The following is a 12,155-nucleotide window of genomic DNA, read 5'->3' as shown; positions in this document are numbered from 1 at the left end:
TCGAGGGCAATCCGGTCGCGGCCGAGCTGCTGTGGACGATCCGCACCTGGCGCCTGCCGGTCGAGCGGCTGACGCGGCTCATCGTCGAGCACGAGTTCGACCTCTACAACGACCCGATGCCGTCGCTGTCGGCGCTGGAGGGCTATGCCAACGATACGGACTCGGCGCTGTTTGCCTGCTGCGCCCGTATCCTGGTGCGTCCTTCGGAAGCGATCGACCACGTGGCGCGCCACGCCGGCCTTGCTTACGGGATGATCGATGTCATCAACAGGCTCCCGCAGGATACCGCGCGCCGGCAGCTTTTTCTGCCGCAGCAGTTCCTGCAGCTGCACGGCAGCAGCGTCGAAGAGGTCCTCGCCGGCAGGCAGACGCCGCAGGCGCGCGCCGCGGTCGACCAGTTGGTCGGCGAGGCGAGCAAGCATCTGAAGACGGCGATGGCCTTGCTCGCGGACGCGCCGCAGGAGGTGCGTCCCGCGTTCCTGCCGCTGGCGCTGGTCCGACGCGACATAGGACGCATGCAACGCCGCGACAACGATCCCTTCATGCTGCGGAGGATGCCGCGCTTCCGCATGCTGTGGGCGCTGTGGCGGGCTTCGAGATCGGCGGAGTTTCGCTGGGAATGAAGGAACTCGTCATCCCCCGCGACCCGTCTACGCCAAGGCTTCGACGGGGTTTGAGGGCAAGGCTCGCCGAAGCTTTAGCGGAGGCGGCAAGCGGGGGATCCAGTACGCCGCGGCTTCTCGGTTGATCGCGGGCGCTTCTGGAATACTGGGTCACCCGCCTTCGCGGGTGACGACACCTACCGAGAATTCAAGTCTTCGGACTCAAAATTGAACCGGTCGCGCAAATTCTTGCGTTGGTCGACGATGTCCCGCAGGAACGCGCGATCCTCGTCGCTCTTCATCATAGGCTCGATCAGGTCGAGCTGGTTCATTGCAACAAGCTGCAGGATCTCGGTGCGTGGCTGGCCCGTCGCATCGCGTGGCAGCGCATGGACCACCTGGATATGCTCCGGCGGCTTTGCGCCCTTGGCGGCATTGAGTTCGTCGCGCAGCTGCTTCTCCAGCGCAGTCTGGTCGGCCTCGACAAAGGCATAGAGGCCGACGCCGGTACGGCGGTCGGCGAAGGCGACGATCGCGGTATCACGCACCGCAGGGTTCCTGCGGATCAGTTCGGCCAGCACGGGCGCGTCGTTGACCAGCCGCTTGCCGCCGCCCTCGCGGTCCCTGAAGTTGAACAGGCCGCGCGTGATGGCCTGATAGACCTTCTTGCCGGTCTTGAGCCAGACGCTTGCGACCACCGACTTGCGCGCCAGGATCTTGCGCTCCTTCGGCGTCAGCGCTTCCGGCGCGTAGCTGCGCTTGTGCTTCAGCATGTGCCTGATGTCTTCATACGCGGCGACGCGGAACAGCCAGCTTCGCCGCGAGAAGCACATGGCAAGCTGGAAGTCGGTCAAGTACGCGCGGCCGTCGCGGCCGACCAGCCAGTTCTGCTCCTTGGCGAGATCGTTGTGACAGATTCGCGCGCGATGCAGGCGGTGCAGGGCCTGCTTGGCCGAGCGGAAATAGGCGGCGTCGCCATGCGGCTTTGCCAGATGCAGCGCCACGCCGTCGATGAAGCCGCGCACCAGCGCGCGGCGGCCCGCCCACAGCAGCTTGGGGCCTACATCGAGGTCGCGGGCGCGCTCGAGCGCGCGGCGCTCGCGCGAGAACAGGTGCAGCGCCAGCCCGTAAGACCACCACGGCACCTCGTCGAGCCGGCGCAGCACGCTGTCGAGCTCGCCGCCCTCCGTTTGGAAACGACCACGCTCGACAATGGAGAACACGTCGCGCTTGAGCAGCACGCCGTCCCGCCAGCGTGCCGCAAGCTGTGCAGCGTCGTCTTTCGGCAGGCTCATGGGACGCTCACGCCGCCGCCGCGACGCGCAGATGCTCGGCGATCCAGCGGTCGAGATCGGCCAGCGCCCGAGCGCTCAGCGCCTGCTTCCTGGCGACCGACTTTTCGTTGCCGCGCAGCCGCGATCCGTCCGGTTTCCTGGTCGGCGGGCTCGCCAGCGGCGGAAACAGGCCAAAATTGACGTTCATGGGCTGGAACGAGCGCGGGCCGGTATCGATGGTCTCGATATGGCCGCCGGTGATGTGGCCGAGCAGCGATCCCAACGCCGTCGTTGCCGGCGGCGGAGCCAGCTCCTGTGCGCGCGCGTTGGCCGCGGCATAGAGGCCCGCGATCAGTCCGATGCTGGCGGACTCGACGTAACCCTCGCAGCCCGTCATCTGGCCGGCAAAGCGCAGCCGCTTCTGGGCGCGCAGCCGCAGCTGCTGGTCCAAGAGCTTCGGCGAGTTGAGGAAGGTGTTGCGATGCAGGCCGCCGAGCCGGGCGAACTCGGCATTTTCCAGCCCCGGAATGGTGCGGAAGATGCGCTGCTGTGCGCCGTGCTTCAGCTTGGTCTGGAAGCCGACGATGTTGTAGAGCGTGCCGAGCTTGTTGTCCTGGCGCAGCTGCACGATCGCGTAAGGCTTGACGGTCGGATTGTGCGGGTTGGTGAGGCCGACCGGCTTCATCGGCCCGTGCCGCAACGTCTCGTGGCCGCGCTCGGCCATCACCTCGACCGGCAGGCAGCCGTCGAAATAGGGCGTGTTGGTTTCCCAATCCCTGAAATCGACCTTTTCGCCCTCGAGGAGCGCTGCGACGAAGGCGTCGTACTGCTCCTTCGTCATCGGGCAGTTGATGTAATCGGCGCCCGTGCCGCCGGGCCCGACCTTGTCGTAGCGCGACTGGTACCAGGCGACGTTCATGTCGATGGAATCGCGGTGCACGATCGGCGCGATCGCATCGAAGAATGCCAGCGCGCTTTCGTCGGTAAGCTGCCGAATCGCCTCCGCCAGCGGCGCCGAGGTGAGGGGGCCGGTGGCGACGATGACATTGTCCCATTCGGCGGGCGGCAGCCCCGTGATCTCGCCGCGCGCGATCTCGATCAGCGGATGCTCGTGCAGCGCCATGGTTACCGCTGCGGAAAAGCCGTCGCGGTCCACCGCCAGCGCGCCGCCGGCGGGCACCTGGTTGGCGTCGGCCGCGCGCATGATCAGCGAGCCGAGCTTGCGCATTTCGGCATGCAATAGACCGACGGCGTTGTTGGCGGCATCGTCGGAGCGGAAGGAATTGGAGCAGACGAGCTCGGCGCAGCCCTCGGTGCGATGGGCTTCCGTCATCCGTTGCGGGCGCATCTCGTGCAGCACCACGGGGATGCCGGCATTGGCAATCTGCCAGGCGGCCTCCGAGCCGGCGAGGCCCGCGCCGACGATGTGCACGGGACCGGTGGTTGATTTGAGGGTTGTCATGGAGCGCAGGGTTAGCGCGTTTTGGCGCTCGGCGCACCTAGCCCGAGGTGTTCCAGAAACGACAACGCCCGCACGAGGCGGGCGTTATCCGTTCATTCCGAGCTGAACGAGTGTCAGCCGTTATAGGTGCCGGCCGCAACACTCGGAATGTCCGAACGATCGAGGCCGATATCGGCCAGTTCGCGATCGGTGAGCTGGGACAGCTCGGCGACATTGCGCTGATAGTCCCGGAACGCCTGGATCATACGGATGAGCGAGAGCAGCATTGGTAGTCTCCTGATATTACGATTCGGCCGCTGGTGAACGCGGCTTCATCGTTGAAATGAATATAGGTCACCTTATTGCGCTGCAGTAGTTCGTATGTTGCGATGCAGCTAATCATTGACTGCATGGCTGAGGTAAGGATCGATTAAACCTCCTGGCCGCGCCAGCCGCGGTCCCGGCCGCCTTTGATCTGCATCAAATATCGTTGAAAAATAAAAGGATTGTCACCATGGCGACACTTCACGTCTGAGGGTCAGGGGTTCTGACTGTAACTGGACTTGCGCTAGGCCAGCGAAGGTGTTGCACGCACTTTCACATGCGTGATTCGCATAAGTAAACTCTGAATAAGTGAATAAAAAATCACTTCTATGTCGCCCCAATGCCCCCGCGAATCTAGGCCCGCTCCAAGCCGCTGCGGGGAACTCGGCTCTCAGCGCGGTCGGCGCTTTCACTGTCAGCAAATCGCGTTAGGGCGCCCGCGTCAGCTGGGTGGCGAAATAGCCGATGGTCCTGGCGTAGACGTCGCTCTTGTTCCATTCCTTGATGACGGCGAAATTGGCGCTGCCCGGCTCCCAGTCCTTGCCGCGCTGCCAGCCCTTGCCCGCGAGGAAGTTCGCGGTCGAGGCCAGTACGTCGGGCACGCTGCGCACGAGATCGCGCCGACCGTTGCCGTCGAAATCGACGGCGTATTTGACGTAGCTCGACGGCATGAACTGTGTCTGGCCGACCTCGCCGGCCCAGGCGCCGCGCAAATCCTGCGGCGCGACGTCGCCGCGCTCGATGACGCGCAGGATATCCATCAACTCGGCCTTGAACAGCTCGGAACGGCGGCAGTCATAGGCGAGCGAGGCCAGCGAGCGCACGGTCTGGAACTTGCCGAGGTTGACGCCGTAGTCGGTCTCGAGCCCCCAGATCGCCACGATGATTTCGCCGGGCACGCCATAGGTCTGCTCGATGCGCCCGAGCACCGAACCGTATTGCTTCAACATGTTCGACCCGCGGGTGATGCGGGGAGGCACCAGGCGGCCGGAAAACTCCTCGAAGGTCTGCGAAAACACCTTCTGATTCTGGTCGCGCGCGATCACGGCCTTGTCGAAGGTCACGCCCGCCAGGCTCGCCGCGATCACGGTCTGTGAGATGCCCTTGGCGGCGGCCTCCTTCTTGAAGTCATCGAGCCAGCCTTCGAATGTCCCGCTGCCGCAGGCCGCCGCAAATGCCGGCGCTGCGTGGACCGCGAGCAGCGCGCTCAACGCAACGGCCTTGATGGAAAAGCCGGTAGCCATCAGCTCGTATGCTCCAACGTCGACTTGCTCGCGACGGTTTGTGTTGCAGCGCCGACAAGTGTTCGGGCCAAGAGCGGCCAAAACATGGCTGTTGGCTTGCAGTTGTCTTCACAAGCGTGTCGCATTGCCGCTTTGATAGGCAGTGATGATTGCACAAACGAAAAGCCGCCGCCCGATGATCGGCCGGCGGCCTGGTCGCGGCGATCAATCGCAATCAGTCGCGTTTCCACGGAAACAGGTTGGCGGGGAAATCCGCCGCCGGCTTGCGCGGCCGGGAGGGCGGGATCACGGGACGGGCGGCCGGATCCGGCACGATCACCTGGCGATAAAGATGCCAGGTGGCATGCCCGAGCAACGGAATCACGACGGCGAGACCGAGGAAGAACGGCAGCGACCCCACAACCAGCAGCATGGTAACGATCATGCCCCACGCCGCCATCGCAACGGGATTGCGCAGCACCGCCCGGATCGACGTTGCGATCGCTTCGCCGGCGCCGGCGTGGCGGTCGAGCATCAGCGGGAAGGAGACCACGCTGACGCAAAGCGCCGCCAGCGCGAACAGGAAGCCTGCGCCGCAGCCGACGACGATCAGCCACCATCCTTGCGATGTCGCGAACACACGCGTGACGAAGTCCGGAATGTTGGCGGCCGTCTCATAGCCGAAGGCAGCCGTGTAGACCGCCTGGGCCGTCATGATCCAGGCCACGAACATTGCAAACAGCAACGTGCCGAGTCCGAGCATGGCGCCGAACGAGGGCGAACGAAATACCTGGAACGCGTCCCAGGCGGATGCCGACTCGCCGGTTTCGCGGCGGCGGCTGAGCTCGTAAAGACCGAGCGCTGCGAACGGGCCGAGCAGGGCGAACCCGGCCGCAAGGGGAAACAGCAGCGGCAGCACGGAATAGCCGTGCACCAGCCGCGCCAGCACGAGGCCGATCACGGGATAGATCACGCAAAGGATGATGGCGTGGCTCGGCACCGCATTGAAGTCTTCCCAACCTCGCTGAAGCGCGCGGTGCAGGTCGGAGATACCGATCGTGCGGACGACGGGACCTCCACCGGCGTCCGCGTCACCGACATTTGTGACATTTGCTTGATATGGCGTGGCCATGGTCGTCGACTCCCTCTGGGGAGGCGGCCGCAATCCCGTACCACGCGAATGGCACTGCTGCGCCGTTCCCGTAAAGCGATCACGATCAGACCAGACGCGAAGGAAACCGAACTGGCCATGTCGCGAACTGTTGGTGAAATGATACTCCCAATTGTAGGCGTTGTCTTGCTCAAGCTTCGGTAATTGCAACATTGGCAAGCATGATGCCTGTGGAGTAGAGTTAACTGCGACCCGCCGGCCCCAGTGCTGCCGGCTCTCTGAACAGCGCCACCAACCCCCCACGACCCTCCACGACAACTACCTCCACGACAACGACCCTCCACGACACCATCAGCTTTTTATTGGGAGCGAAGGATGAGCATTTTCGGAACCATCATGAACGCGATCTTCGGCAGCAAGGCCAGCGCGGAGCCGGCAGGCGGCGCGGCGCCCGGCGGAGCAGCCGCAGCGCCGGCGCCGGCACCGACGGTCGACGTTGCTCCCATCCTCGACAAGGCGGTTGCCGCCAAAGGGGAGAAGCTCGATTGGAAACACTCCATCGTCGACCTGATGAAGGCGCTCGACATCGACTCCAGCCTGTCGGCGCGCAAACAGCTCGCCAAGGAGCTCGGCTACACCGGCGACACCAACGATTCCGCCAGCATGAACATCTGGCTGCACAAGCAGGTGATGACCAAGCTCGCCGCCAATGGCGGCAAGCTGCCGCCGGAAATCAAGCACTGAGATCCGCGCCGCGAGGCAGGAAGGCCCGCGCCCGGCGCGGGCCTTTCTGTTTTTCGGGCATGGCGTATCAGGAATCGAAAACACGGAAGATCGCGGTCGCCGTGACCAGCAGCTTGTCGCCCTCGAACGCCTCGGCGTCGACGAAGGCGAAGCTGCGCGTCAGCTTGCGCAGGGTAGTGCGACCGCCGATCCAGGCGCCCGGCGCTGCCGTGCCGATGAAGCGGCTGTCCAGCGAGATTGTGGCGCACTTCTTTCCGGCGCCGTTGACCACGGCATGGCCGAGGATGGTGTCGATGAAGGACAGGACCGCGCCGCCGTGCAGCACGCCGTTGGGGTTGCCGTGGCGGGCATCGGTTTGGAAGCCGAAATCGACGAGGCCTGCCGCGTCCTTGCGCCAGTAATAGGGGCCGTTGTGACCGATGAAGCCGTCGGTTACCCAGAACAGCTGAAATCCCTCCGGCGGTGAAGCGGTCATCGGCGTCTTCCCTGATTGTTCTTGTCATGGAGATCGATTGCACGGCGACCCGCGCGGTGCAATCGCGGCTGATTGCAGGACCGGGCGGATCAGGCCATCAGGTCCGCATATTCGGGGTGCTTGTACAGATAGTCGACCACGAAGCCGCAGCCGGCGATCACCTTGCGATTGTCGGCGCGGATCAGGTCGAGCGAACCCTTGATCAGCTCAGAAGCGATCCCGCGGCCGCGCAGCGCCCGTGGCGTCTCCGTATGGCTGATGATGACTGCCTGCGGCGTCACGCGGTAATTGGCGAAGGCGGTTTCGCCCTCGACGTCGAGCTCGAACCTGCCCAAGACCTTGTTGTCGCGCACGGTGGCCATTGCATTCCCCATCGATTCCCGGCGTTCACTTAAGGGCGTGCGCCGCGCTTGCATAGCCGCGACCGGGCCAGAAGCGGGGATGGCAGCAATGCGAATTTCCGCCGGTGAGTGGCTGCCGGGCGCCGCCCTTGCGCCACCGGCGGCCCTCATGCCTTGAGCAGCAGCTCGCATAGGCCGGGTTCTTGCCGATCCAGGCTTTGACGAACGGACAGTGCGCAACGACCTTCAGCCCCTCCGCGCGCGCCCGATCGAGCGCGCCCCCGATCAGGCTGCTGCCGACGCCTTTGCCGCCGAGCTCGGCCGGCACCTCGGTATGCTCGAAGGTGATGACGTTGCCGGATCGCTCGTAGTAGGCGGCGGCGAGGTGGCCTTCGATTTCGAGTTCGAAGCGGTGTTTTTCAGTGTTGTCGTTAACCGTGTCGATCATGTCATCACACGTGCCGTTTCGAGTAGGACGGCTTGCAAGATTGTTCCAGGCCGCACTTGCAGGGGCCGAATTGGTTCCCACGTCTTGGAGAGACATACGCCCCCGATGCGGCCGGACCGGTCGCCTGACCATCGGAGTGTGATGCCCGCCGGCCGCTGACGTATGCCTTCTTTAATGGGAGGTCTACAATGTCGGACTTTCGACTTTTGGGTACCCACCGGACATGGGAGGACTGGCTCGGCATGCTGCTCGGCGTGCTGATTATCCTTTCGCCCTGGTTCCCGACGCAAGAGGCGGCGGATACCGATCGCAGCCTGATGGTCCTCAACGCATTCGTCGTCGGCATCATCGTGCTCGGGCTTTGCCAGCTCGAATATGTCGCGCTGCAACGCTGGCAGGAAGTCGCCGGAATCGTGCTCGGGCTCTGGCTGATCGCCTCGCCCGCGATCTTCGGCTACGCCAATGACGGCATGATGCTGCTCGCGCATTCGGTGCTCGGCGTGCTCGTGGTGCTGCTCGCAGCACTGCAACTCTGGCAGGATTGGAATCTGAGCGATCAGGATTTGCTGAAGCACGGACATTGACACAATGGGCGTCTGCGGGATGCCGGCGTCCTGATTGCAGGGGTTGGTGACCCACAATTTGGCGATGGCTCACCGTCGATTGCCGAACAACATTCGGTTTGGTAGCCTGGTGTGATTTTGCTCACCTGGACCCGACCCAATGGCCGACTTCGACGAAATCGATCTTGCGCTGATCGAGCTGCTGCAGAAGGACGCGCGCACGCCGCAGGCCCAGCTTGCCGCGCAGGTCGGGCTTGCCGCCTCTTCGGTCAACGAGCGCATTCGCAAGCTCGGCGAGCGCGGCCTGATCGCCGGCTATCACGCGCGGATTTCCGCGGAGGCGATGGGTTACGACCTGCTGGCCTTCATCTATGTGGCCTGGAGCAAGCCGGAGACGGAAAAGGCGTTTCTGAAGAAGGTGCTCAGCCAGCCGGTCGTCATGGAGGCCCACCACGTCACCGGCTCCTGGAATTACATGCTGAAGGTGCGGGTGAAGAACACGCGCATGCTGGAAGGGCTGCTCGCCAAGGTGGTCAAAGCCGTTTCCGGCGTCGAGCGCACCGAAACCATCATCGTGCTGTCCTCCGTCAAGGAGACTGCCGAGATTCCCACCCGCGAGCCGGAATGGATGGAGAAATAGGCGACCCCGCGGCGCTGACGTCCGACGGTTGCGCGGGGTGGCTCCTCTGCTATCGTCGGCGCGAGACGCCCTCCAACCACAACAACGCGCGACGTAACCGCGAGTGAACAGATGACCGAACATTCCTCTGCTGCCGCGCCCGCAGGCGGGCTTGCCCGCGTGTCGAACCGGGTGATGAACCTCGCTTACCTCGTAACCCAGAACGCGCGGCGGCATGGCGAGCGCACCGGATTCATCTGGGGCGAGCGCAGTTTCACTTGGCGCGAGATCGAGGCGAAGGTAACGGCGCTGGCCGCGGCGCTGGCGGCGCGCGGCATCGCCAAGGGCGACCGCATCCTCGTGCATTCCAAGAATTGCGACGAGATGTTCTGGTCGATGTTTGCGGCCTTCCGGCTCGGCGCGGTGTGGGTGCCGACCAATTTCCGCCTGATGCCCGATGAAGTCACCTGGCTCGCTACCGCCTCCCGCGCCAAGGGCTTCTTGTGCCATGGCGACTTTCCCGATCATGCCGCGGCCGTGAGCGCCGCGAGCGCGACGCTCGCCTTTACCTGGCGCATCGGCGATACCGGCGCGTTCGGCGAGCGCTCGGTCGCGGACGCCGTCGCCGCTCATGCGGACGCCGGCGTCGAGGCGGCGAGGGTCGATTATAACGATCCCTGCTGGTTCTTCTTCACCTCGGGCACGACCGGCCGCTCCAAGGCGGCGGTGCTGACCCACGGCCAGATGGCCTTTGTCGTCACCAACCATCTCGCCGACCTCATGCCCGGCACCACCGAGAATGACGCCTCGCTGGTGGTGGCGCCGCTGTCGCACGGCGCTGGCGTGCATCAGCTGGTGCAGGCCGCGCGCGGCGTGCCGACCATCCTGTTGCCGACGGAAAAGTTCGACATTGCGGAGGCCTGCCGGCTGATCGAGACGCATCGCGTCAGCAACATCTTCACCGTGCCGACCATTTTGAAGATGCTGGTCGAGCATCCCGCCGCCGACAAATACGATCACTCCACCCTGCGCTACGTCATCTATGCCGGCGCCCCGATGTACCGCGAGGACCAGAAGGCGGCGCTGAACAAGCTCGGCGGCGTGCTGGTGCAATATTTCGGGCTCGGCGAGGTCACCGGCAACATCACCGTGCTGCCGCCCGGCCTGCACGATCCCGAGGACGGCCCGCACGCGCGGATCGGCACCTGCGGCTTCGAGCGCACGGGCATGCAGGTCTCGATCCAGGACGACAATGGCCGCGAGTTGAAGCCGTTCGAGACCGGCGAAATCTGCGTGATCGGCCCTGCGGTATTCGCGGGCTACTACGACAACCCCGAGGCCAACGCGAAGGCGTTTCGCGACGGCTGGTTCCGGACCGGCGATCTCGGCCACGTCGACGAAGAGGGCTTCGTCTATATCACCGGCCGAGCTTCCGACATGTACATCTCGGGCGGCTCCAACATCTACCCGCGCGAGGTGGAGGAGAAGATCCTCACCCATCCCGCCGTCGGCGAGGTCGCGGTGCTCGGCGTGCCCGACCCGTTCTGGGGCGAAGTCGGCGTTGCCGTCTGCGTCGTGCGCGAGGGCGCAAAACCGGTGAGCGAGACGGAGCTCGCCGCGTTCCTCGCGCCGAAGGTGCCGCGCTACAAGATGCCGAAGCGCTTCTTCTTCTGGGAAGCGTTGCCGAAATCCGGCTACGGCAAGGTGCCGAAGCGGATGGTGCGCGACGAGCTGGAGGCGCGGGGGCTTTTGGCCGACATCGCCAAGACCGGGACTTGAGCGATGCGGCGGATCGAGCAGCCCGGCCCGCCCGCGGCTGAACGCATTCAGTGCGTGGAGGCGCGGGGACGCGCGTTTTCCTTCACGATGCAGGCGGGCATTCCACTGCTTGAAGCCGCGCGGCTCGGCTTTGCGGCAGCCGGCTTTGCTGGCGGCGTGCTCAACATGCGCGGCGGTGTGCTCGGGCCGTTCGCCTATGTGATGCCGGCGCTGTCGAAGACGCCGGACCATGCCGCGTTCTACAGCGATACCTTTCGCCCCGCCGGCGTCACGCGGCTGAGGATGGGCGCGATGACGCTCGGCGAGCGCGACGGCGCACCGTTCTTCCACTGCCATGCGCTGTGGACCGAGGCCGGCGGGCGCTTCAATGGCGGGCACATCCTGCCCGAGGAAACCATCGTCGCCGAGCCGCTCGAGGTGGACGCGTTCGGCATCGATGGCGCAGTCTTCCTGGCCGAGCCCGATCCCGAGACCGGCTTCAAGCTGTTCGGCCCGGTGGCGCGGGAAGCCGCCGCCGTGAAGCACACGCATCCCGCTTTCGCGCTGCGGCTGCGCCCGAACCAAGATTTCGCCGGCTGCCTGGAAGCGTTTTGCAGGCAGCGCGGCATCGGCCGCGCGCGCCTGCGCGGCGGCGTCGGCAGCATCATCGGCGCGCGCTTTGCCGATGGCAAAAGCGTGGTGCCGTTTGCGACCGAACTGTTGATCGCTTCCGGCGAGATCGCGCCGGGCGCGGGCGGGGCGCTGGAAGCGCAGCTCGACGTGGCGCTGGTGGACTATCTCGGCGGCCTCGCCGAGGGGCGTCTGGTGCGCGGCGACAATCCCGTGCTGATGACGATGGAGCTGGTGCTCGAGCCGATCGAGGCGGCGATGTAGTCCTCCACTTGTCATCACCCGCGCATGCGGGTGATCCAGTATGCCGCGGCCCATCGGTTCATTCACTGAGGTCTCTGGAATACTGGATCGCCCGCCGGAGCCTGTCATCGGGCGGCGCATTCGCGCCGACCCGTTGGCGGGCGATGACAGTGGAGCAAGACACACGTTCTCATTCTCACGGCGCGAATTTCGCCTGAGTCTTGCATCTTCGTTGCTCCCTCTTCGAAAAGAGGGCGCGGAGAAGGCCGGGCGCCGGCTGCGCCCGCAGCACCGTGTGCAACGGTAGTAAGAAAACGCACACGGATTTGACAGGTACAGCCAGGACATCCCGACCTTCC

The 12,155-nt window shown here is 64.8% G+C and carries 14 protein-coding genes; 6 read left to right on the top strand and 8 right to left on the bottom strand.

The window, feature by feature from the left end:
• The coding region (locus ACT4OC_RS24070; protein WP_444841542.1) for a phytoene/squalene synthase family protein at positions 1-623 on the top strand (623 nt) is incomplete at its 5' end.
• A 176-nt stretch (positions 624-799) separates the two neighbouring features.
• On the opposite strand, the gene ACT4OC_RS24065 is transcribed toward ACT4OC_RS24070, so the two are convergent.
• The 5 genes from ACT4OC_RS24065 to ACT4OC_RS24045 all read right to left on the bottom strand — a co-directional run bounded on the left by ACT4OC_RS24065 (position 800) and on the right by ACT4OC_RS24045 (position 5,996).
• Positions 800-1,897 carry a serine/threonine protein kinase gene (locus tag ACT4OC_RS24065; protein ID WP_444841541.1) on the bottom strand — a complete coding sequence of 366 codons (1,098 nt, stop codon included), beginning with the start codon at positions 1,895-1,897 and terminating at the stop codon, positions 800-802.
• 7 nt (positions 1,898-1,904) lie between these two features.
• Entirely contained in the window at positions 1,905-3,338 is a 1,434-nt protein-coding gene (gene trmFO, locus ACT4OC_RS24060) for a methylenetetrahydrofolate--tRNA-(uracil(54)-C(5))-methyltransferase (FADH(2)-oxidizing) TrmFO (RefSeq protein ID WP_444841540.1), read from the bottom strand.
• Positions 3,339-3,451: 113 nt separating this feature from the next.
• The gene (locus ACT4OC_RS24055) at positions 3,452-3,604 is read right to left on the bottom strand and encodes a DUF1127 domain-containing protein (RefSeq protein WP_444841539.1); all 153 of its coding nucleotides are present in this window, start codon (positions 3,602-3,604) and stop codon (positions 3,452-3,454) included.
• A gap of 465 nt (positions 3,605-4,069) precedes the next feature.
• Positions 4,070-4,885, bottom strand: a complete 816-nt coding sequence (locus ACT4OC_RS24050; RefSeq protein WP_444841538.1) for a lytic murein transglycosylase — start codon at positions 4,883-4,885, stop codon at positions 4,070-4,072.
• A gap of 214 nt (positions 4,886-5,099) precedes the next feature.
• The gene (locus ACT4OC_RS24045) at positions 5,100-5,996 is read right to left on the bottom strand and encodes a DUF2189 domain-containing protein (RefSeq protein WP_444841537.1); all 897 of its coding nucleotides are present in this window, start codon (positions 5,994-5,996) and stop codon (positions 5,100-5,102) included.
• 354 nt (positions 5,997-6,350) lie between these two features.
• Between ACT4OC_RS24045 and ACT4OC_RS24040 the strand changes: the two genes are divergently transcribed.
• Positions 6,351-6,719: a DUF3597 domain-containing protein gene (locus ACT4OC_RS24040; RefSeq protein WP_444841536.1), complete on the top strand. Its 369-nt coding sequence runs from the start codon at positions 6,351-6,353 to the stop codon at positions 6,717-6,719.
• 67 nt (positions 6,720-6,786) lie between these two features.
• Here ACT4OC_RS24040 and ACT4OC_RS24035 read toward each other — a convergent pair whose 3' ends face one another.
• From ACT4OC_RS24035 to ACT4OC_RS24025, 3 genes are all read right to left on the bottom strand, one after another.
• A complete protein-coding gene (locus ACT4OC_RS24035; RefSeq protein ID WP_444841535.1) occupies positions 6,787-7,194 on the bottom strand; it encodes a PaaI family thioesterase in 408 nt (135 codons plus the stop codon).
• Between the two features lie 89 nt (positions 7,195-7,283).
• Positions 7,284-7,556: a GNAT family N-acetyltransferase gene (locus ACT4OC_RS24030; RefSeq protein WP_444841534.1), complete on the bottom strand. Its 273-nt coding sequence runs from the start codon at positions 7,554-7,556 to the stop codon at positions 7,284-7,286.
• A 25-nt stretch (positions 7,557-7,581) separates the two neighbouring features.
• Positions 7,582-7,983: a GNAT family N-acetyltransferase gene (locus tag ACT4OC_RS24025; RefSeq protein ID WP_444841533.1), complete on the bottom strand. Its 402-nt coding sequence runs from the start codon at positions 7,981-7,983 to the stop codon at positions 7,582-7,584.
• A 188-nt stretch (positions 7,984-8,171) separates the two neighbouring features.
• On the opposite strand from ACT4OC_RS24025, the gene ACT4OC_RS24020 reads away from it, so the two are divergent.
• The 4 genes from ACT4OC_RS24020 to ACT4OC_RS24005 all read left to right on the top strand — a co-directional run bounded on the left by ACT4OC_RS24020 (position 8,172) and on the right by ACT4OC_RS24005 (position 11,817).
• Positions 8,172-8,567 (top strand): SPW repeat domain-containing protein, encoded by a 396-nt coding sequence (locus ACT4OC_RS24020; protein WP_444841532.1) that lies wholly within the window; start codon positions 8,172-8,174, stop codon positions 8,565-8,567.
• 139 nt (positions 8,568-8,706) lie between these two features.
• The gene (locus ACT4OC_RS24015) at positions 8,707-9,186 is read left to right on the top strand and encodes an Lrp/AsnC family transcriptional regulator (RefSeq protein ID WP_444841531.1); all 480 of its coding nucleotides are present in this window, start codon (positions 8,707-8,709) and stop codon (positions 9,184-9,186) included.
• Between the two features lie 111 nt (positions 9,187-9,297).
• Positions 9,298-10,944 carry an acyl-CoA synthetase gene (locus ACT4OC_RS24010; protein ID WP_444841530.1) on the top strand — a complete coding sequence of 549 codons (1,647 nt, stop codon included), beginning with the start codon at positions 9,298-9,300 and terminating at the stop codon, positions 10,942-10,944.
• Positions 10,945-10,947: 3 nt separating this feature from the next.
• The gene (locus tag ACT4OC_RS24005; protein ID WP_444841529.1) at positions 10,948-11,817 is read left to right on the top strand and encodes a PCC domain-containing protein; all 870 of its coding nucleotides are present in this window, start codon (positions 10,948-10,950) and stop codon (positions 11,815-11,817) included.
• Positions 11,818-12,155 lie beyond the last annotated feature (338 nt).

Source organism: Bradyrhizobium sp. (genome assembly GCF_052389815.1).
In the GTDB taxonomy this organism is placed as follows: domain Bacteria; phylum Pseudomonadota; class Alphaproteobacteria; order Rhizobiales; family Xanthobacteraceae; genus Bradyrhizobium.
This window is presented reverse-complemented; position numbering and strand designations above follow the sequence as displayed.